The organism is Streptomyces sp. NPDC020996 (assembly GCF_040641355.1).
Lineage (GTDB): Bacteria > Actinomycetota > Actinomycetes > Streptomycetales > Streptomycetaceae > Streptomyces.
In genome coordinates this window covers 55,216-75,879 of sequence record NZ_JBFADM010000028.1, presented here as the reverse complement: position 1 = coordinate 75,879, position 20,664 = coordinate 55,216, and the positions used below count along the sequence as shown (strand labels likewise).

16 protein-coding genes and 1 pseudogene are annotated in these 20,664 nt (G+C 72.6%); 5 read left to right on the top strand and 12 right to left on the bottom strand.

The window, feature by feature from the left end:
- Positions 1 to 4: 4 nt before the first annotated feature.
- The 7 genes from tgmB to AB0G63_RS20315 all read right to left on the bottom strand — a co-directional run bounded on the left by tgmB (position 5) and on the right by AB0G63_RS20315 (position 6,715).
- On the bottom strand, positions 5 to 988 hold the full coding sequence (tgmB, locus tag AB0G63_RS20345) for an ATP-grasp ribosomal peptide maturase (RefSeq protein WP_360751954.1): 984 nt from the start codon (positions 986 to 988) through the stop codon (positions 5 to 7).
- Between the two features lie 17 nt (positions 989 to 1,005).
- Positions 1,006 to 1,197 carry a putative ATP-grasp-modified RiPP gene (gene tgmA / locus AB0G63_RS20340; protein WP_324788242.1) on the bottom strand — a complete coding sequence of 64 codons (192 nt, stop codon included), beginning with the start codon at positions 1,195 to 1,197 and terminating at the stop codon, positions 1,006 to 1,008.
- Positions 1,198 to 1,330: 133 nt separating this feature from the next.
- On the bottom strand, positions 1,331 to 1,621 hold the full coding sequence (locus tag AB0G63_RS20335) for a YkvA family protein (RefSeq protein ID WP_360751950.1): 291 nt from the start codon (positions 1,619 to 1,621) through the stop codon (positions 1,331 to 1,333).
- A 135-nt stretch (positions 1,622 to 1,756) separates the two neighbouring features.
- On the bottom strand, positions 1,757 to 2,920 hold the full coding sequence (locus AB0G63_RS20330) for a hypothetical protein (RefSeq protein ID WP_360751947.1): 1,164 nt from the start codon (positions 2,918 to 2,920) through the stop codon (positions 1,757 to 1,759).
- A 267-nt stretch (positions 2,921 to 3,187) separates the two neighbouring features.
- Positions 3,188 to 4,552, bottom strand: coding sequence for an FAD-dependent oxidoreductase (locus AB0G63_RS20325; protein WP_360751945.1), 1,365 nt, complete (start codon positions 4,550 to 4,552; stop codon positions 3,188 to 3,190).
- A 520-nt stretch (positions 4,553 to 5,072) separates the two neighbouring features.
- Positions 5,073 to 5,888, bottom strand: coding sequence for an alpha/beta hydrolase (locus tag AB0G63_RS20320; RefSeq protein WP_360751942.1), 816 nt, complete (start codon positions 5,886 to 5,888; stop codon positions 5,073 to 5,075).
- A gap of 155 nt (positions 5,889 to 6,043) precedes the next feature.
- Positions 6,044 to 6,715: a DUF4097 family beta strand repeat-containing protein gene (locus tag AB0G63_RS20315; RefSeq protein ID WP_360752011.1), complete on the bottom strand. Its 672-nt coding sequence runs from the start codon at positions 6,713 to 6,715 to the stop codon at positions 6,044 to 6,046.
- Between the two features lie 240 nt (positions 6,716 to 6,955).
- On the opposite strand from AB0G63_RS20315, the gene AB0G63_RS20310 reads away from it, so the two are divergent.
- On the top strand, positions 6,956 to 7,723 hold the full coding sequence (locus tag AB0G63_RS20310; RefSeq protein WP_360752009.1) for a helix-turn-helix domain-containing protein: 768 nt from the start codon (positions 6,956 to 6,958) through the stop codon (positions 7,721 to 7,723).
- 385 nt (positions 7,724 to 8,108) lie between these two features.
- Here the strand turns inward: AB0G63_RS20310 and AB0G63_RS20305 are convergent, their stop codons facing one another.
- Positions 8,109 to 10,910 (bottom strand): SpoIIE family protein phosphatase, encoded by a 2,802-nt coding sequence (locus tag AB0G63_RS20305; protein WP_360751939.1) that lies wholly within the window; start codon positions 10,908 to 10,910, stop codon positions 8,109 to 8,111.
- A gap of 83 nt (positions 10,911 to 10,993) precedes the next feature.
- The gene (locus tag AB0G63_RS20300) at positions 10,994 to 13,549 is read right to left on the bottom strand and encodes a SpoIIE family protein phosphatase (RefSeq protein WP_360751935.1); all 2,556 of its coding nucleotides are present in this window, start codon (positions 13,547 to 13,549) and stop codon (positions 10,994 to 10,996) included.
- An 874-nt stretch (positions 13,550 to 14,423) separates the two neighbouring features.
- On the opposite strand from AB0G63_RS20300, the gene AB0G63_RS20295 reads away from it, so the two are divergent.
- A complete protein-coding gene (locus tag AB0G63_RS20295) occupies positions 14,424 to 15,047 on the top strand; it encodes a GNAT family N-acetyltransferase (RefSeq protein WP_360751932.1) in 624 nt (207 codons plus the stop codon).
- Positions 15,047 to 15,475: pseudogene (locus AB0G63_RS20290) on the top strand (hypothetical protein); the annotation flags it as partial. The gene AB0G63_RS20295 and the pseudogene AB0G63_RS20290, both read left to right, overlap by 1 nt.
- 98 nt (positions 15,476 to 15,573) lie before the next feature.
- Here the strand turns inward: AB0G63_RS20290 and AB0G63_RS20285 are convergent.
- Entirely contained in the window at positions 15,574 to 16,776 is a 1,203-nt protein-coding gene (locus AB0G63_RS20285; protein ID WP_360751929.1) for a cysteine desulfurase-like protein, read from the bottom strand.
- Between the two features lie 287 nt (positions 16,777 to 17,063).
- On the opposite strand from AB0G63_RS20285, the gene AB0G63_RS20280 reads away from it, so the two are divergent.
- A complete protein-coding gene (locus tag AB0G63_RS20280) occupies positions 17,064 to 18,125 on the top strand; it encodes a pectinesterase family protein (RefSeq protein WP_360751926.1) in 1,062 nt (353 codons plus the stop codon).
- A 54-nt stretch (positions 18,126 to 18,179) separates the two neighbouring features.
- Positions 18,180 to 19,193 (top strand): pectin esterase, encoded by a 1,014-nt coding sequence (locus AB0G63_RS20275; RefSeq protein WP_360751923.1) that lies wholly within the window; start codon positions 18,180 to 18,182, stop codon positions 19,191 to 19,193.
- Positions 19,194 to 19,358: 165 nt separating this feature from the next.
- Here the strand turns inward: AB0G63_RS20275 and AB0G63_RS20270 are convergent, their stop codons facing one another.
- Both AB0G63_RS20270 and AB0G63_RS20265 read right to left on the bottom strand, forming a co-directional pair.
- Positions 19,359 to 20,168: a sigma-70 family RNA polymerase sigma factor gene (locus AB0G63_RS20270; RefSeq protein ID WP_360751920.1), complete on the bottom strand. Its 810-nt coding sequence runs from the start codon at positions 20,166 to 20,168 to the stop codon at positions 19,359 to 19,361.
- Positions 20,168 to 20,620, bottom strand: coding sequence for a hypothetical protein (locus tag AB0G63_RS20265; protein ID WP_360751919.1), 453 nt, complete (start codon positions 20,618 to 20,620; stop codon positions 20,168 to 20,170). The genes AB0G63_RS20270 and AB0G63_RS20265 overlap by 1 nt, the downstream gene beginning before the upstream one ends.
- Positions 20,621 to 20,664: the final 44 nt, after the last annotated feature.

Sequence of the window (20,664 nt, the reverse complement as noted above, 5' to 3'; positions counted from 1 at the left end):
GCGCTCAGCACACCGTCCGGCTGGAGTCGTCTTGGCGGGTGTCCGGCCGCGGACCGGGTCGCGCCAGCCACTCGGCGATGGTCCGGGCGATCGGCTGGCCCGTCTCCACCTCGACGAAGCCGAACTGCCCCGACTGGTTGCACTCGAGGAACCACCAGGTGCCGTCGGCGTCCTCGGCGAAGTCGAAGGCGCCGTAGGACAATTGGGCCTCACGGACGTAACGGCGGACCGCGTCGGCGACCCGCGGCGGGACGTCGACCGCGCGCCACGGCACGTCGCCCGAGGCGAAGCGGACGTCGACCTCGTCGGGATCGGCGTCCTCGGCGACGGCCTTGCGGGCCGCCAGCATCCGCTCGCCCACCACGGTCAGGCGGACGTCGGCCCGCTTGGCGACCCGGCGCTGCAGCAGAGTGGGCCCGTAGGCGACCGCGGAGAAGTCCGTGTCCGGTGCGACCCGGCTGGTCGGCACCGCCCGCGGCGGATCCTGCGGATGCGCCCCGGAGACCGGTTTGACCACCAGGTCCGGGAAGCGCTCGGCGAAATCCCGGGCGGCCTGCGGGAACGTCGTGATCAACGTGGCGGGGACGGGCAGCCCGCAGCGCTGGGCGAGGCGCAGCTGCCATGGTTTGTGCCGGGCCCGGCGGGCCGCGTCGGGATGGTTCATCCAACGGGCCCCCGAGCCGCGGAGCATGCCGTAGAGGGCCTGGGAGGACTCCTCCGTCAGCCATGCGGACGGTGCGGCGGCCCGCGCTGCCGCCGCACCGGGTCTGCGGACCCACACGGACCGCAGACCGTCGATGCTCACCAGGCGTCCCGCGGACTGCAGATGGCCGCGGAAGGCCCCGTGCACGTACTCGGCCGACAGGGCCACGCCGGCGGTCAGGTCGGCGGGGTCGAGCCGGACCACCGGAGCACCGGACGAGTTGAGGTGCACGACGACCATGTCGGCCGTCACGTCCTCTTCGGAGGTCAGGATCAGCACCGTCATCGTCGGTGGGTCCGTGTTCAGTCGTCGAAGTGAGTCTTGGAACCCGCTGTGGACGTCGTGGTGCCGAGTTCCCTCAGCAGCGCGAGGTCGCGCGCGGCGACCCGGCCGTCGAAAAGCACGTTCAACTGCAGCCCGGAGTCGTAGACGTACGGGGTGGTGGCTTCCAACTCCACCGCTGGACGTGCGTAGTTGAGCGTGAACGGTTGCATCGTCTCTCCCTCGTCGGTGCTGCGCCGATCAGACGGTCCCCCTCATCGTGGCTCCGTCTGGTCCGCCGACTGCCTTGCCCTTCCAGTCACTTATACGAATCGAACTTGTGATTGGTTGCCTTACTCTGCGTAGTCAAAGGGACGATTCGTGACCATTCGCCCGGCCGACGCCGCCGCGCAAAGTGCGCAGCGCGAGCAGGAGGACGGCGATGTCATCCAGGTAGACCGGGTCGGGCAGCAGGTCGGTCGGCAGCACGAAATAGAGCACGGCACCCCAGAAAACCCAACGTGGGCCGGTCGGAAGCCCCGCGCGCCGCAGGCTGCGCCGGGTCCGTACCAGCCGCACCAGAAGCACCACGGCGAACCCGAGCACGACGGCCGCCAGGACCGCCGCGACGGTGATCATCATTGTGGTGGATCTCACGGGACCTTCCTCCATCCGGCGTGCCGCCCGGCGCGCCCACTTCACGGATTCCCGCATCCGGCGCGCATACGTACCTGACCACCTGTGAGGATCCGGTCACGGTCGGGCTCGGCTGACCGCGCGGCTACGGCTCCGCTACGGTTCCGCCGTTCTCGACGGGGCGTCACCGTCGTCGTCGCGCCCGCCGTCCGGCGTGTCCGACGCGGGACGCGGCACCCTGGCGGCGGTGACCTTCAGTCGTTCGAACGTCCGGGTCAGCTGCCGCAACGGGGACCGGGCCGGCGCGGTGGACGGGTCCGGCCGCGCGGGGAGGTCGCCCGCCGACTCCCGGTAGACGGCCAGGGCCTCGTGGGCGCGCTCAGCGGCCTCCCGGTACAGGTCCCGGGACTTGGTCATGGCCTCCAGCGCCTCGGCGTACATGGCGACGAGCTTGCGCTGGTGGACGAGTTCCTCTTCCGGGGTGCGCAGGTGCCAGTCCTCCCGCAACGCCGTCAGGGCCTCCTCGCCGCCCTGGGGCAGCGGCGGGGGCAGCGCGGCGAACCGGGTCAGGGCGTCGATGAGTTCGGTGGGCCGCGAGCCGTCCAGGAAGACGGTGCGCACGGCGAAGTCCCCGGCGTCGAACCCGTCCGGGGCCGGGAACGGCGGCAGCAGGACCGCCCCGCCGCGCGGCACCTCGACGTGGAACTCACGCAGGGCCCAGTTGACCACGCGCAGTTGCTCCGGCGCGGCGCGGTGCTCCAGCACGCGCTGGCGCAGGCTCGGCGGCAGCAGCGGGGCGAGCGGTCGCCGGCCGTGTTCGTCGGGGGTCATCGCCTCGTGGACGACGACGTCGATGCTCCAGCCGTCGCGCACGGAGGCGCGCAGCAGGCGCCGGATGTCCTTGTCGTCCGGGGGGAGGCGGTTGACCCCGCCCAGGCGCAGTCCCGTCGCCGGGTCGTGGTCCCAGTCGGCGTCCGGGGCGTCGGGCCAGAACACGGTGGCGGGCGAGGGCCACTCCGGGTCCCACGGCGCCTCCGCCTCCGCCGCCAGCACCCATTCCTGGCCGTCGGCCGTGTCACGGGCGAGCGTGAGCCGGGCCCGCACGGTCACCGTCCCGGCGGCTTTCCAGCGTGCCTCGAAGACGTGCTGCGAGGCGTTCTGGCCATCGGGCAGTTCCAGGTGGTCGTCGATGACCTGGTGCTGTCCGCGCCGTCGGAGGGTGTCCCGGACGACGTCCGGCGCGTCGGGCCCGGGGTGGCGGCCGCGAGCCAGCCACACGGTCGGCGGAATCGCGGGGTGGACGGTGGCGGAGGCGGGCATGGGTCCATCTCGGAGTGGGGGCACGTGCGCACACCAGTATCGCGCCCGCCGCCGCCCGACGATCACCCGGGGGTGGGCGCACGGGAGCGTGTCCCCGCACTCGGGGCGCGCGGGGCCCACCCGTGGCCGCACCGCTTCACTCGTCCCGCCGCAGGCCGGTGCGCGGGGACACTGGGCCCCGCAAACGGGGCCCGCCCGTCCATCCGCTTCGGGGCGGGCCCTGTTCGCGACGTTTCCACGGCGGCTCCCCGCCGCGTCGCGTGCTGCCTACGCGCCGCTCTCCCGGAGCATGTCCTCGCGTTCGACGATCTTCACGCGTTCGCGGTCCTGCGGCTCGCCCAGTGCCTTCTCCGCGGCGTCCAGGCGGTGCCAGCCCTCCCAGGTGGTGAAGCGGACGCCGTGCTCGGCGAGGAACGCGTCCACCGCCTCGGGGGCGGGCGAGGCGGGGGTGTGCAGCCGGCCGTTCGCGTAGTCGTCCAGCAGATTGGCCACCGTCTCGTTGGCGTCGCCCTTGGTGTGGCCGATCAGGCCGACGGGACCGCGCCGGATCCAGCCCGTGACGTACGTCGACTGCAGGTGCTCGCCGGTCTCCTGGACGACCCGGCCGCCCTCGTCCGGGACCGTGCCCGAGTCGATGTCCCACGGCAGCTTGGGCAGCTTGTCGGAGAGGTAGCCGACCGCGCGGTAGACCGCGGTGACGTCCCAGTCCTTGAAGGCGCCGGTGCCCTTGACGTTGCCGGTGCCGTCGAGCGCGGTGCGCTCGGTGCGCAGGCCGACGACCTTGCCGTCCTCGCCGAGGATCTCCACCGGCGACTCGAAGAAGTGCAGGAACAGCTTGTGCGGACGGTCGCCGACGTCGCGGATGGCCCAGTTCTCCAGGGTCTTGGCGACCATGTCGGCCTGCTTGTTGCCGCGCCGGGTCTCGATCGAGCCGGCGTCGTAGTCGATGTCCTCCGGGTCGACGATGACCTCGATGGTGGGGGAGTGGTCCAGCTCCCGCAGCTCCATCGGGGAGAACTTCGCCTGCGCCGGGCCGCGGCGGCCGAACACGTGGATCTCGCGCGCCTTGTTGGCCTTCAGGCCGTCGTAGACGTTCGGCGGGATCTCCGTCGGCAGCAGTTCGTCCGCCGTCTTGGCCAGGATGCGGGCCACGTCGAGCGCGACGTTGCCGACGCCGAGCACGGCGACCTTCTCGGCCTCCAGGGGCCAGGTCCGCGGCACGTCCGGGTGGCCGTCGTACCAGGACACGAAGTCGGCCGCGCCGTAGGAGCCGTCGAGGTCGATGCCCGGGACGGGCAGCGCCCGGTCGGCCGTGGCGCCGGTCGAGAAGATCACGGCGTCGTAGAACGCGCGCAGGTCGTCCAGGCTGATGTCGGACGGGTAGTCGACGTTGCCGAAGAGGCGGATCTGCGGCTTGTCGAGCACCTGGTGCAGGGCCGTGACGATGCCCTTGATGCGGGGGTGGTCCGGCGCGACGCCGTAGCGGATCAGGCCGAACGGGGCCGGCATGCGCTCGAAGAGGTCGATGGACACACCGGGGCCGGCGGCCACCTCGGACTTGAGCAACGCGTCGGCGGCGTAGATCCCGGCGGGGCCGGCTCCGACGATGGCTACCCGCAGGGGGCGGGGCATGATCAGGTTCCCTTCGAGCGAGGACAAAGCGACTCGAACAGGAAGCCTAAGCTAAGGCAAGCCTAAGTCAGTACACGGGTCCGCCCTATGAGCCCATCAGCCATACTTATGGGCCGTCTTCCCGTCCCGCGGTCTGGCGGGGGAACAGGCCGCGCCGGGCCCGTCGGCCGTCGGAGCCTCCGTCCGAGACCCCGCGGGTGGTCGCTGCGGTGAGCGGCCGGGCGATGACGAGAACGAGGACCAGGCCGACGACCAGACCGCAGAGGGGCACGCTGTCGACGACCAGGCCGCGGGGATCGGCGCGATGGTCGTGCGCGGCACTCCGCGCGACAGCCTGTACACGCTGGACACCCTGCTGGACCTCGGCGGCGGGGTGAAGTCGGAGATGGTCGCGACCGACAAGGCCGGCGGCCCCGGCCAGGGCCTGCGCGCCCTCCGGAACCAGACGCCGTCGAGGACGACGAGGACAAGGACTGACGGCCGGCGCTGCCTGGCCGACCGTCAGTCCGCTGGTCTGTCCTCAGCGCCCCCGGCGGTCGAGGCCGGCGACCTCGCGTACGGCCTTGGCGACGGCCGGGAAGTCCTTCTTGAGGATCGCACCGTGGTTGCTGGCGACCTTCGCGCCGATCTGGATGTTCGGATTGCGGGCGGTCACCGCGTCGAGGCTGGTGCGTATCCGTTCCTGCTCGTCGCCGCGGCTTCCGAAGGACGTCCCCGAAGCGACCACATATCGCACCGGGACGGTGATGTTGTCCAGCACGGGGCCCAGCTCGCGCTCGCGGGAGAGCCTGCCGACCTCGATGTTGCTGTCGGCCTGCTGTTCGGCGGTCATCCGCGGGGCCAGGCCCGTCGGGCGCAACAGCGGCAGGAACCAGCTCATCCGCCTGAACAGCTTCCGGATCCGCTGCTCCATGGCCTCGTCGAGCCAGTCGTACGGGAACGCACCGTCGACCAGGACCGCGCCCAAGGCACGCTCCGGATTCCGGCCGGCCCAGTGCGCCCCGACAAGCGCCCCGTAGGACCAGCCCACCACCAGCGCCCGGTCCACACTCCTGGCCGCGAGAACGGCATCGACGTCGCGGACGGCCGCCTCGAACGAATAGTCCGCCGAACGCTTCGATGCGCCTCGGGCCCGCTCGTCGTAGGTGATGTGCCGCCACCCCGTGCCCAGTTCGGCGATGACCCGTCGCCAGTACCCCTGAGTGGCGAACTGGCCATTGAGGTAGACGACCGGGATACCGGGACTGCCGGTGTCGGTGACGGCCAGGGCCGTGTCGTCAACCGGCACCATGCCGGTCCACTTCGAGCTGGTCGAGGAAGTGCTGTTCTTCGTCATGTGTTCCCCCTGGTCGGGTGAGAGCGTCTTGTGCGGCTTCTCCGGGTCCTGCGCTTGGATCGCAGACCCCTGGGGAGGGACGGCCGGGTCCTCGGCGACGACCGAGAGGATCGCGATCGCGGTGGGCCCGGCCGGATGGTCCTGGTTCCGCTCCTTCAGAGGCTGCGGGCGGTGATGTCGCCGTGGGAGGCGGTGGCGCGGATGTTGAGGCCGGCTGCGGCGCCGTCGGCGTTCAGGAGCTTGTTGCTGACCCGGCCGTAGCCGGTGCCGGCGTCCAGGGAGGCGGAGACCCCGTGGGCCGCGCCCACCGAGATGTCGCCCTTCTGCGTGCTGAGCGTGACGGTGCCGCGCACGGCCTCGGCGATCCGGATGTCGCCCCTCGCGGTGCTGATCTCCGCGGATCCGCCCAGCCGGCCGACCTCGACGTCGCCGTCGACCGCGGTGAGACGGACGCTCGCGGCCTCGTCGATCTTGATCTGGGAGTACGCGCCTTCGAAGGCGACGTCGCCGAGGCGGCCGACAACACGGAACTCGGCGCTCGCAGCCCTGGCCTCGACGCAGGAGCCGGCGGGCAGCTGGACCGTCACCTCGACGGATCCGGGGTTGCCGAGGATCCGGTTCTTCGCCTCCGGGGTCTCGATCCGCAGGACGCCCTCGCTGTAGGTGACCTCGACCTGCTCTGCCGCCTTCACATCGCGGCTCTTGGCGGCGTTGGCGGGCCGGACCTCGACCGTGGTGTCGGCCCGGTCGGCGGCGATGAACTGGATGCGTCCCGCGGGGATGTCGAGGACGGCGGAGACCGGGGCGGGGGTGGCGAACTTCTGCATCGTGCGCTCCTTGGGGTCGTCGTTTCCGATGTTGGAAACGCTACGTTGCATTCGAATATTTGGCAACCTCCTCGTTGCATTTCGACGTCATAAGTGCTGGTGAAGGCCGATGTATCGTTGCAATGGCTTGGGTTGTAACGCAACAACCCCTCATTCGGTTCGTTGCAATGAATTGAAGGTGAACGCTATGCTGCAGCCCCCAGGAACCACGAAGGACCGCGAACCGTGAAGGAGACCGCGATGCCGGGAGGCAGGCTCACCCAGCAGGAACGCCGGCAGATCGCGCTGGGACTGGCCGACGGCCTCGCCTACGCGGAGATCGCCAGAGGTCTCGACCGCCCGACCTCAACCGTCACCCGCGAGGTCATGCGCAACGGCGGCCCCACCGCCTACCGCGCCGACCTTGCCCACCGCGCCACCGAGCGCCGCACCCACCGGCGCAAGCCGGCCGCACCCCGTGACGCGACGCTGCCCCCGGAGGCCCACGGGCGCGACGCCGAGGCGGTGCGCGAGTACGAGGAGACGCTCACCACCGTCTTCATAGGCTCGGGCACGCCGAAGATGATGGCCCGGGTGATGGCCTGCCTCTGCACCAGCGACGCGGGCAGCCTCACCGCGTCCGAACTCGTCCAGCGCCTCCAGGTCAGCCCGGCGTCCATCTCCAAGGCGATCGCGTTCCTGGAGAGCCAAGACCTCGTCCGCCGGGAACGCGACGAACGCCGCCGCGAGCGCTACGCCATCGACGACGACGTCTGGTACCAGGCCATGATGGCCAGCGTCCGCTCCACCGCCCAGGTCGCCGAAACCGCCCGCCAGGGCGTCGGCATCCTCGTCCCCGGCACCCCGGCCGCCGTCCGCCTGGAGAACATCGCCCGCTTCCTCGACTACGTCTCCGAGAGCCTCGCCCGCGCCGCCGACCAGGCCCGCGACGTCCTCCACACGAAACCCGGAACAACCTCGAACGACACCGCCCAACCAAGTCCAGACCAGTTGGATCAAGTGGGTTGATCGTGTCGGCGTCCGCTGACAGGCTGCCGCCGTGGATCTGGGACTTGCGGGGAAGACAGCTTTCATCACCGGGGGAAGCAGTGGCATCGGGCTGGCCATCGGGGGGCGTTCCCCCGGGCACGCTGTAAACCACATCCCGGATCCGCGCGAGCTGCGTGCCGGCGCCGTCCTTCCTCAGCTCGAAGCGCCCGCACGGCAGGCGGACCCGAGGAAGATCAATCTCAGCGGCACTTTCTGTGCCTCAACTACTCACAGCCGGAGCTGATCAGGCGCAGCAGCAAGAGGGCGAGGCCGACAGCGAGTGCCTGAGCGCCGATCTCGGGCGGGGTCCCGCGATGCTGCGGCCTGCGGCCTGCGTCGGTGTTCGGATGAGTTGAGCGGAGGGTCAGGGGAGGGGTTGTTCGGACCAGATGATTTTGCCGGACGGGGTGTAGCGGGTGCCCCAGCGTTCGGCGAGTTGGGCGACGAGGAAGAGGCCTCTTCCGCCCTCGTCCGTCATGGTCGCGTAGCGCAGATGTGGCGAGGTGCTGCTGCCGTCGGAGACCTCGCAGATCAGAGTCCGGTCGAGCAGCACCCGGACGCCGATGGGCTCCCCGCCGTGGCGGATCGCGTTGGTGACCAGCTCGCTCAGGATCAGCTCCGTGGTGAACGTCAGCTCCTCCAGGCCCCACCGCGCGAGCCTGCGGGTGACGGCAGCGCGTACCTCCCCGACGGCCGCCGGGTCCGACGGCACCTCCCACTCCGCGATCCGGTCGGCGGGCAGCGCCCGGGTGCGGGCGACGATCAGGGCGATGTCGTCGCTCGGCCGGGCCGGCAGCCGCCCGTCGAGCACCGCCCGGCAGGTGTCCTCCGGCGAGGGACCGGCCCGCTCCAGCGCGCCGAGCAGCAGGTCGAGGCCCTCGTCGATGTCCTGCCCCCGGCCGCCGACCAGCCCGTCCGTGTACAGCACGAGACGGCTGCCTTCGGGCAGTTCGATGTCGGCCGCCTCGAACGGCAGACCGCCCAGGCCCAGCGGCGGCCCGGCGGGCACCTCCGCGAGACCGACATCGCCGTCCGGCCCGATCACGGCCGGCGGCGGATGGCCCGCGCGGGCGACCGTGCAGGTCGCGGACACCGGGTCGTACACCGCGTACAGGCAGGACGCGCCGATGACCGGGGCGCCGCCGTGCTCGGGCGCCTCGGCCTGGTCGATGCGGCCGACCAGCTCGTCCAGCAGGGTGAGCAACTCGTCCGGCGGCAGGTCGAGGGCGGAGAAGTTGTGCACCGCCGTACGCAGCCGCCCCATCGTGGCCGCCGCGTGCAGCCCGTGCCCGACGACGTCTCCGACCACCAGGGCGACGCGGGCCCCCGGCAGCGGCAGCACGTCGAACCAGTCGCCGCCGACGCCGGCCTGCGCGGGCCGGTACCGGTAGGCGATGTCCAGCGCGGACTGCTCCGGCAGGCTGCGGGGCAGCAGACTGCGCTGCAGGGTCACGGCCATGCTGTGCTCGCGCGTGTAGCGGCGCGCGTTGTCGATGGAGACCGCGGCACGCTTCACCAGCTCCTCGGCGAGCGCCAGCTCCTCCGCGTCGAAAGGCTCGGGCTTCCGCGAGCGCCAGAAGCTGACCAGGCCCAGCACCAGCGCCCCGGCGCGCAGCGGCACGACGATCAGCGAGCGGATGCCGTGGTCCATGATCCGCGCGGCCCGGTCCAGGTCCTGCTCGTGCCAGCCGGACACCGCGCGCAGGTCCGGCTCCAGCACGGCCCGGCCGGCCCGGAGACTGCGCGCGTGCGGCGAGGATTCGACGAACTCGATGTGCCGGCCCACCGGGTAGAGCGGGGAGTCCTCGCGGATGCCGGTGGCGGCGGTACGGCGCAGCGAGGTCGCGGTCTCCGGCTGGCCCCCGCCGAGCACGGCCTCGTAGAGGTCGACGGTCGCGAAGTCGGCGAACCGCGGCACCACGAGCTCGGCCAGTTCCTCGGCGGTGCGGGTGACGTCCAGGCTGGTGCCGATGCCGACTCCGGCGTCGTAGATCATGTCGAGGCGTTCGCGTGCCGCCTCCGCCCGGCCGGACAGAGCACGCAGCTCCGTGGAGTCGCGGAATGTGGCGACGCTGCCGGGCGGGCCGCCCTGGGTGTCCGTCGGCCGCTGGTTGACCGCCAGCAGCCGGTCCCCGACCCGGAGCACCTCGTCGGTGGCGACCCGCCCCGAGGCCAGCAGGCCGACGGTGTCCGCGGCCAGGCCCAGGTCGCGGACATGGCGTCCCTCGGCGTCCGCGGGCAGGCCGAGCAGCCGGTGCGCTTCGTCGTTGGCCAGCAGCAGCCTGCCCTCGCCGCCGACGATCAGCACGCCCTCGCGGACGGCGTGCAGCACCGCGTCGTGGTGGTCGTACATCCGGGTCATCTCGTGCGGGCCGAGGCCGTGCGTCTGGCGCAGCAGTCGCCGGCTCACCAGCGCGGTGCCCGCCGTGGCCAGGGCGAGGGCCGCGGCGGCGGCGACCAGGACCAGGGGCAGTTGCCGGTTGGCGACGCCGCCCACGTTGTCGGTGGTGATGCCCGCCGACACCAGCCCCACCACGGAACCGTCCGGCGCCCTGACCGGCACGACCGCCTGCACCAGCCGTCCGATCGTCCCGTCGATCTCCTCGGTCACGGTCCGGCCGGCCAGCGCGGGAGCGATCGTCCCCACGAACCGCTTGCCGATGCGGTCCGGCTTGGGGTGCGTGTAGCGAATGCCGTTGGTGTTCATGACAACGATGAAGTCCACACCGGCCGCCCTGCGCGCCGCCTCGGCCCGGGGCTGCAGGACGGCCGCCGGGTCGGGGGCGTCGAGTGCCTCACGGGTGCCCGGCGCGTTCGCGAACGCCTGGGCGACCGCGACCGACCGGTTGCGGGCCTCCAGGTCGCTGTCGCGCCGCACCTGCAGGACCAGCGCCACCACCGCGGCGACGACCAGCAACAGCACGATCACCACCTGCAGGACGAACACCTGCCCGGCCACGCTGCGTCCGCTCAGCGCCGACCGCAGCCGGGCGGCCCGGCCCGGCGTCGGTCTGCCGTGCGGTTCCGGCCGGGTGGGCACACCGCCCGGAGCCCGCCGCGCCGGCTGTCCGTCCACCTCGAGCACGAAGCCGGGCACGCGCCGGGTGCGGGGACCGCTGGAACGGAGGGTCGACCGCGGCCCGGAGCGACCCACAAGTCGGACCATGCGCCTATGTCTACACCGTTGCGCCCCAAGAGGCGAGAGACATCACAGAAGGTGACAGACCGTACGCCGCGCGCGGGGCCGGTTCAGTGCCGGCCTCCGGCCCGGGCGGCCTGCGGGGCGCGGCGGATGGCGAGCAGCAGGGCGATGTCGTCGGGCCGGTCGGTCAGGTGCCGGGCCGTCGCGGTCAGCCGCTCGGCGACACCGGCCAGCGCGCGGCCCCGGCCGCCCGCGCGGGCGGCCGGGGCGCCGGCCCGCGCCAGGGCCACCCGGAGGGCGGCGATGCCGTCGTCGATGTCCATGCCGGGCCGCTCTACCAGCCCGTCCGTGTACAAGGCGAGGATGTCGCCCGGCTCGACGTGCAGTTCGGCGACCGGGTACCGGGCGTGCGGGTCCACCCCGAGCACCACACCGCCGGGCAGGTCGAGCACTTCGGTACGGCCGTCCACGCGGCGCAGGATCGGCGGCGGGTGCCCGGCCCGCGCCACCCGCGCCAGCCCCGTGGCCGGGTCGAGACGGATGTAGCAGCAGCTCGCGAACTGACCGGGGTCGAGGTCGATGAGCAGGTGGTTGGTGCCGCTCATGACCTCGTCGGGCGGGTGGTCCCCGAGCGCGAACGCCCGCACCGCGCTGCGCAGCTGCCCCATGGTGGCCGCCGCCTGCACACCGTGCCCCTGCACGTCGCCGATGACCAGGGCGAGCCCGTCCCCGGCCTCCACGACGTCGTACCAGTCGCCGCCCACCTCCATGCCCTGGGTGCCCGGCAGGTAGCGGCCGGTGGTCTCCACCTGCGGGTGCAGCGACAGCCGACGGGGCAGCAGGGCCTGCTGCAGGCCCCGCGCGAGCGCGGCCTCGTTCTCGTAGCGCTGCGCCTTCTCCATGGCGTGGGCGATCAGCCCGGCGAGCGCGGTGAGCACCGTGCGCTCCTCGGTGCTGAAGCTGCGCGGGCGGTCGAAGCCGAGGATGCAGGAGCCGACCGGCCGCCCGGAGGCGATCAGGGGGAGGAAGGCGCGGGAGCCCTCGGTCGCGTCCAGCGGCAGGCCGGGGTAGGCGGCGCCCAGCTGCTGCATGGAGTCGAAGAACAGCGGCCGGCCGCTGGTCAGCGTCTCCACACCGGGCAGCCGCGCGTCCAGCCCCACGCCCTCGAAGGGCGTCAGGAACCCGGGCGGGAAACCGGTCTCCCAGGCCAGGTACAGGTGCCGGTCCTGCAACAGGTAGATGGCGAGCCGGCCGCCCCCGAACGCGGGCAGCAGCTCCCGTACCACCACCGCCGACACCTGGCGGGCGGTGACCGCCTCGGTCAGCGCGATGGCCAGGACGATGGGCCGGTACACCGGCGCCATGGACGCGTCCCCGGAGGCCGCCGCTACGCCGCTCCCGTCCTGCTCGGGCACGGGTGCGAGACCGGATGCGGTGTCCGCCACCCGGCCCGACGGGCGCAGCGTGTACGTCAGGATGGTGTCTCCCGGATGGACGGACACGTCGAGCCAGGTGCCCTCGTCCGCCGCCCCGGCGCCGTCCGACGAGGCTCGCCCCAGGTGGAAGTGCACCGGGTCGGGGGACAGCAGGGCGCTGCGGAGATGGTCCTCGCACTGCGGCCGGCCCAGCCACGGCACGCTCTCACACAGCTGACGGCCGAGCAGCTCCGACCGCGGCCGGCCCAGCAGCTGGGCGGCCCGCGGGTTGGCGTAGAGGATCAGGCCCAGCCGGTCCGTGCAGAGCACGCCGTCGGGCAGCAGGTCCGCCGCGGCGTCGGCCGCCGCGCCCGGCCCGGGGTCGACGACGACGCCCCGGACCGGGTGCGCGCCGGACGGGAGGCCGTGCGGGACGGGTGCGGCGTAAGGGCTCCACAGCTCCACCACCCGCAGCCTGTCGTCGGCGGTCCGCATGTACAGCGGCAGCGCCGGTGGCCGCCCCCCGGCCGTCTGGCGAAGCGCGGTCAGGACCTGCTCCGGGCTCTCCGGGCAGACGGCGTCGGCGAGCGCGTCCACCCCCGCGATGTCCCCGGCGGGCACGCCCAGCAGGTCGGGCAGGCGCTCGTCCACGGTCACCACGTCCGTCACCGGGTCCCAGGCGAACCCTCCGGCCCGCCCCGCGGACGGACGCGTGCCGGGCTGCCGGACGCACACCGGGTCGTCGTCCCAGGCGACCGTCCGCCGGCCGGCCTCCAGGCGCAGCAGCGCCGTGCCCAGGTCCTCGGCGAGCTGTGCCATGCGGTCGCGTTGCGCGAGCAGTTCGGCGGCGTCCGCGGCGGGCGGGCGCAGCACGGTCAGGACGCCGAAGGTCGTCGACCCGCCGACGACCGGCACGTACAGCGACCCGAACGGGAACGGCAGCCCCGCCGCGAACTGGGGATAGCGGCGCATCGTCTCCGCGGCGTTCGGCAGGACCACCTGGACGCCGAGCCGGTAGGCGTCGGCCACCGGGAACGGCCTGTCCGCGTGCAGCCGCCACCAGGGCCGGAACAGGGCGCCGGGCAGCCCGGCGAGCACCGCCAGCCGCAGCAGTCCGGGCACGCCGGAGCGCAGGTAGACCCCTCCCGAGTGGCCGTCGGCCGCGCTGATCGCATCCGTCGTGGCGTCCACCAGCAGCGTGGCCAGTTGCTCGGGTATCCCCTCCGTGTCCCTGGCGCTCCCAGTCATCGCCCCTACCTCGTCCGCGCGCCGCCGAGCGGGCGGCACAGCAAGAATGCGCCACGACGGGCGCGGGGCGCATCCGGGTGGACAGAGTGATTCTTGTGACGCGAAGAGGCGCCCGGGTCTGCGGCCGTAACCCGGCGCGCGCGGTCCCGCCCGGGCGCGGGGCCGCAGACGGGCGCTCCGTCCCGCTTCAGGGCGCCCTTCGCCGCGGCCCGGGCGCTCCGGGCCGCGCCGCGCCCCGGACGGATGCGCGTCACCTGGGCGGGTGACGACAGGAGCGGGGTGTGGTCGCGGGCCAGGCCGCGTCGGGGGAGCGCTGCCGGGTCCGGACGGTCGTCCGCAGGCGGTCGTCCGCAGGGTGGCGGGCCGTACGGTCGCGCTCGCCCCTGGGCGGACGCACTGCCTGGGCCCTGGCTCCGGCCGCCGGGCCAGGGCCGGGCCAGTGCCAGGGCGGCGATCGCGGTGGCGTTCGTGGCGGCGATCACCACCGGCGCGAAGCGGCCGCCGATGCACCGGTGCTTGCCGGCCGCCAACGGCAGGAATGCCGACAGTGGTGGCCGGCTGCGGTCGAGCCACCGGGCGGGGCCGAACCCCAGCGGTCGGGGTAGAGCCGCGGATCGCGGTGCAGCGCGCGCCGCCAGAACGCGCGCGCCGCCAGTACGCCAGTACGCCGGCCCCGGCCCGGCGGGCGGCGAAGCCCCCGGCCTCCTGCCGCGGGTGAGCCCCCGGCCTGCTGCCGCCAGACGCGGCCCGCCAGCCGCGTCGGTGCCGGGCCCCGTCCCGGTATGCCCACGACGCTCGGGAGCGCCGGTGCCGGGCCCCGTCCCATCGCGCCGTACCCCTTGTGGGAGCGCTCTCAGCCGGGCAGGATGCTGCGGTGACCCAGTCTGCCGTCGTACGTCCCTACCGTCCCGAGGACCGCGAGGCCCTCGACGACATCTGCGTCCGCACCGCGCACGTCGGCCAGGACAGCCGGCCGTTCTACGCGGACCCCTCGATCTTCCCGGCGACCTTCGCCGACCCGTACGTCCATCTGGAGCCGGAGCTGGCGTTCGTCCTGGACGACGGCGAGGGCCTGGCGGTCGGCTACATCCTGGGCACCGCCGACACGCCGCGCTTCGCCGAGGACTTCCGCGCCAAGTGGCTGCCGCTGGTCGCGGACCGCTACCCCGACCCGGTCGGCGAGCCCGGCACCCCGGACGAGGCGATCGTCCGCCTGCTGCACCGCCCCGAGCGGATGGTCGTCCCGCAGGTCGCCGCCTACCCGGCCCACCTGCACATCGACCTGCTCCCCGAATGGCAGGGCCGCGGCCACGGCCGCGGCCTGATGCGGACGTTCCTGCGGGCCCTGCACGACCGGCGGATCCCGGCCGTCCACCTCTGCATGAGCACGGCCAACACCCCCGCCCGCGCCTTCTACGACCGCCTGGGCTTCCAGGAGATCCCGGTCCCGGACGCCGGCCCGGTCACCTGGCTGGGACGCCCGACCGAGGGGTTGTGAGCCGCTGGGGCGCCCAGCACTGGCACAAACCCCTCACCGGCACGAACAGGAGGACCACCCGCCACGACGCAGCCGCCGTGGCGATCGGCAGGCGCGCCCTGGGGCACCCGATCAGGCTGGGGGTACCTCCCAGGCCCTCGAGGCACTGGGGGAGGACGGTACCGCCCCCTGCTCACCGGAGTGATGAGCAGGGGCATCGGACCGTCCAGGCCCGGCCGGGCGCCCCGGGGCGTGAGGGACCCCGCCCCCGCGCCCCCGGACCACGGACCACGGACCACGGACCACGGACACGATCCGTGCGGGCCGGACACGGAGCGAACGCGGGCGACCAGGACACCCAACACCGCTCGGGGCGTCCGGCTGAGCAGCAGGTCTGGCGACAGGACTCACTCCCGCTCAGTCTTCAGGAACGGTGGGACCGCCTGTGACCGCGGGGCCCGGACCCACCCGGCCTCACACCCAGGCGTCCAGCTACACCGGGGCGTGCCGGTCGGCTTGGGGGATCGTCTCGGGGCCCCGGACGCCGTCACGCCCCGAGGCTCCCCAGCGCCGCCAGCAGCCGGTCGACGTCCTCCTCGTCGGTGTAGGGGGCGAGCCCGACCCGTACGGCGCCCGTGTCGCCCAGGCCGAGCCGACGGGAGGCCTCCAGGGCGTAGAACGAGCCGGCCGGGGCGTCGACGCCGTGCGCCGCGAGGTGTGCCGCGACCTGCGCGGAGTCGTGGCCGTCCAGGGAGAACAGCAGCGTCGGGGTGCGCCGCGTGGCGCGCGAGTACACGGTGACGCCGGGGAGGCCGGCCAGTCCCCGCTCGATCCGCTCGCGCAGGGCGTCCTCGTGCGGCTCCAGTGCCGCGAACGCGGCGAGCAGACGTTCGCGGCGGGTGCCGGAAGGCTGCGGTGCCAGACCGGCGAGGAAGTCCACCGCCGCGCGGGCCCCGGCCAGCAACTCGTAGGGCAGCGTGCCCAGTTCGAAACGCTCGGGCACGGCGTCGGAGGAGGGCAGCAGCTTGTCCGGGCGCAGCGTCTCGAGCAGTTCCGGCCGGGCCGCCAGGACACCGAGGTGCGGGCCGAGGAACTTGTACGGCGAGCAGACCAGGGTGTCCGCGCCGAGCGCGGTGAGGTCGACCGGCGCGTGGGCGGCGTAGTGCACGGCGTCCACGTGCAGCAGCGCGCCGACGCCGTGTGCGAGGGCGGCGAGGGCGGGGACGTCGGGGCGGGTGCCGATGAGGTTGGAGGCAGCGGTCACGGCGACCAGCCGGGTGCGCGGCGACAGCACGGTCTCTATGTGCTCGGGGTGGAGTTCGCCGGTGGCCGGGTCGAAGTCCGCCCAGCGGACGGTGGCGCCGACCGCCTCGGCCGCCTGGACCCAGGGCCGGATGTTGGAGTCGTGGTCGAGGCGGGTGACGACCACCTCGTCGCCGGGCCCCCAGTCCTTGGCGAGCGTGCGGGAGACGTCGTAGGCGAGCTGCGTGGAGCTGCGGCCGAAGACGATGCCGTCCGGCTGTGCGCCGAGCAGGTCGGCGAGGGCGGCGCGGGACCCCTCGACGATGGCCTCCGCGTTGCGCTCGCCCTCCGTGACGCGTCCCCGGTTGGCCAGCGGACGGGACAGCGCGTCCACGATCGCGTCGATGACCGGCTGCGGTGTCTGTGTGCCGCCGGGTGCGTCGAAGCGGGCCGTACCGGATTTCAGCGCGGGTACCTGTGCGCGGATGGCGGCGACGTCGAGGGCCATGGGTGCTCCTGGAGGTGTCGGGTGTCTGCCCGGTGACAGCCTCGCATGCCGCGTGGCCTGCCGGAACGCCAGGCGGGGCCGTCGCGGCGGCGCCCGGCCGGCCGCCGTCGTCCCGGCCGCCGTGAGATGAACGGCGAATTTCTCGGAAGTTTCCGTTGTCGGCCCGGCCGTCGAAGCATCTACAGAGGTGGGAGCGCTCCCATTGCGGCGCTCCCATCGTGCGCTCCCGTCGTGCCGGTCACCACGGCGCGCTCGTCCCCCGCCCCGCCCTCGGTCAGGAGGCCAAGGTGTCAGAAGGACTACTGAGAAGACTGCGGCACGCGCTCGTGGCGGCCTTCATGGTCGCCGCGACGGCAGGTGCCGTCGGAGTCGCCGCGCAGCCGTCGCAGGCGGCGACCGCCCCGGTCGCCGGCGGTACGTATCAGCTCGCGGTCGCCAAGAACCTCGTCGCCGGGTCCACGAACACGCCCACGGTGGCGTCCGACGGCACCGGCACCTACCGGACCGTGCAGGCGGCCGTCGACGCCGTGCCGGCCAACAACACGACCCGCCGGGTCATCACGATCAAACCGGGCACCTACCGGGAGATCGTGACGATTCCGTCGAACAAGCCCTACATCACCCTGCAGGGGCTGGGCAGCTCGGCCAGTTCGACCGTCATCGTGAACAACCACTACGCGGGCGCGTACGGCACCTCGGGCAGCGCGACCGTGTTCGCCTACGGACACGACTTCGTGGCCACCGACCTGACCGTATCCAACGACTTCGACGAGAGCTCGGTGACCAGCGGCCAGCAGGCGGTGGCACTGCATCTCAACGCCGACCGCGCGGTGTTCAGCAATGTACGGCTGCTGGGCGACCAGGACACCTTCCTGGTCAACGACGCCACCCGCGCCTACATGGTCAACTCCTACGTCGAGGGCACCGTCGACTTCGTCTTCGGCGGCGGCACCATCGTGTTCAACAACTGCTCGATCCACGAGAAGCGTTCGACGGGCGGCACGCTCACCGCCGCGAGCACCGCGGCGGGCAAGACCTACGGCTTCCTGTTCTACAAGTCGACGATCACCGGGGCGGCGAACAACAACACCAACCTGGGCCGGCCGTGGCGTGCCGACGCGCAGGTGCTGTACCGCGAGTCGAACCTGAGCGCCACGGTCAAGACCTCCCAGCCGTGGACCGACATGTCCAGCAACAGCTGGAAGAACGCCCGGTTCTTCGAATACAGGAACACCGGCTCCGGCGCGACGGTCAACGCGAACCGGCCGCAGATGAGCGACTCGACCGCGGCCAGCTACACCCCGCAGAAGTACCTCGCGGGCTCCGACGGCTGGAACCCCGTCGGCTGACATCTCACCCACCCAGCCGGCATCACACCCACCGAAAGGACAAGGGACACCACCATGACCGGAATCAAGGCAAACCGGCGCTACGCACTCGCGGCGCTCGCCCTCGCTGTACCCGGCATGCTCGTCGGCCTCACCACGCAGTCGTCGCAGGCCGCCACGTCGGTCGCCGCCCGGAGCTGGTCCAACACCGCGGACGGGTTCGCCTCCACCGGCGGCGGCACCACCGGCGGTGCCGCGGGCGCCACGGTCACCGTCACGACCTACTCCGACCTGATCAAGTACGCCACAGCCGGCGCCGCCTATGTGATCAGGGTCAACGGCACGATCACCGTACCGGACTACGGCTACGAGATCCCGGTCACCTCGAACAAGACCCTGGTGGGGGTCGGGACCAACGGCCGGATCAAGAACGGTGGGTTCTTCCTCGGCTCGGGCGTCCACAACGTGATCATCCGGAACCTCACCATCGGCGACACGGCCGTGGCCTCCGACGACCCCGACGACAAGGTCTACGACTACGACGGCATCCAGATGGACACCGCCGACCACGTCTGGATCGACCACAACAAGTTCACCAACATCAACGACGGCTACATCGACTCACGCAAGGACACCAGCTACGTAACGGTGTCCTGGAACCAACTGGGCAACCACAACAAGACGTTCGGCATCGGCTGGACCAGCAACGTCACCGCACGGATGACGATCCACCACAACTGGTTCCACGACAACAACCAGCGCAACCCCAGCGCCGACAACCTCGCCTACGCCCACCTGTACAACAACTACCTTCAGAACATCAGCAGTTACGGCAACTACTCGCGCGGTGCGACCAAGATGGTGCTGGAGAACAGCTACTTCGACCAGGTGAACAACCCGTACTACCCGGACACCAGCGCCCAGCTGAAGCAGAGCGGCAGCATCGTGGTGAACAGCTCGGGCAAGCAGCAGACCAGCGGCTCGGCGTTCAACCCGCGCGACTTCTACTCGTACACCCTCGACGCGGCGGCCGACGTGCCCAACCTGGTCAAGACGTACTCCGGGCCGCAGGCGAACATCGGGCTCTGACCGGATGGGCGGCCGCCCTCGCGCGTAAGAGGCCGCGTCTCAGGTCGCTCTTCCCGATGTCCCGCCCCGGGACCGGTGTCCGGTCCCGGGGCGTCGGGTCGCGCCAGGAGACGCCGGCTCGCCGGCCGGCGAGCCGGCCTCACGGGCCGGTCGGCGGACTGTGCGTCACGGCCCGGTGTGCCCGGTGCTCCCGCGGGGCCTCCCCGGTTCCGCCGGGGCACCGGGCAGCAGTGCTTCCGGCGTCAGCAGGCCCCGCCGGTGCTGTCCGCAGCACCGGCAGTCGCGTACGTGCCGGACCAGCCTCTTGCGCCACCGTGGGCCGGGGGTGTGGTCCCAGCCGCGCAGGAGGCCATCGAGCGCGGGGCAGCGCGGGCACGCGTGCATGGCGCGGACGACGGCTCGCACGGCATCGAGCCGCACTTTCATCCGCCCTACGCGCACCGTGACGTGTTTCGCGGTGACGGACATCGCCGCCGCCAGCTCGGCGCGGGTGATCCGGCCGGTGACCTCCTGCCACCACAGCGACAGCAGCCGCTGGTCGCCCTCGTCCAGCCAGCGGGCCGCTTCCGCCAGTTCCCGCCGCTGGTCCGTGAGCATGAGCGCGGTCACCGTTCGCTCGGCGAGGTCGGCGCCCGGGTCGGCCGGCTCGGGAACAGGTTGTCGGCAGCGCGCCAGGTCCGGCGCACGCCGACGCAGCTGTGCCTGCACCTCTCGGTACGCGATGGCGATCGTCCAGGACCGGAACCGTTCCGGTCTCCGCAGACCGCCGAGGCCGCGCATGACGTGGATGACGGTCTCCTGGACGACGTCGTCGACGTCGGCGTGCCCGTTCAGCGCGCGGCCGACGAAACCGTAGAGCACGGGCAGGTGCGCGGCGACCAGATCGGCGAACGCCGCCCGGTCGCCGGCTTGCGCCGCCCTCACGAGGGCGACGACATCCCCGGCGACGGGATCCCGCTGCGTCCTCGTCAGCATCACATCCGCCTTCCCCTACCGGTGCCCGGCGGGCACCTGGGTGGTCGATCCCTGTGGTCCGCGGTGCGGTCGGTGGTGCTGATCGAAGCGCGACCCGGCGCCGGGCGGCTGAGGCCCTGGGAGCCGCCGGGTCTGATCGAGTGGGCTGCCCCGGCCGGGCGGGTGCGGTGCTGTCCCCGGGGATCCGTCCACCGGTGCCGTGCCGTGCCGTGCCGTGCCGTGCCGTGCCGTGCCGCGCCAGGCGTCGGTACGTGGTGGGTGACCCAGCCGCCTGCCCCGTACTGCACCTCAGCGGTTCTCGCCCCGGCGTCCGACAGGTCGGCGAGCACGTCGAAGACCGTGCCGACCACCCCCTGGAGGTTCGCGGGCCGGGTCCTGGGACGGGACGAGGAGATCAGCAGACAGCGCCCGTACTGGAAGTGCAGCGCGACCAGCTGCGGATCAGTGGCCATGGCGCTTGCGGAGTTCCGTGTCCGACGCCGCGTCGAGCGGAGCG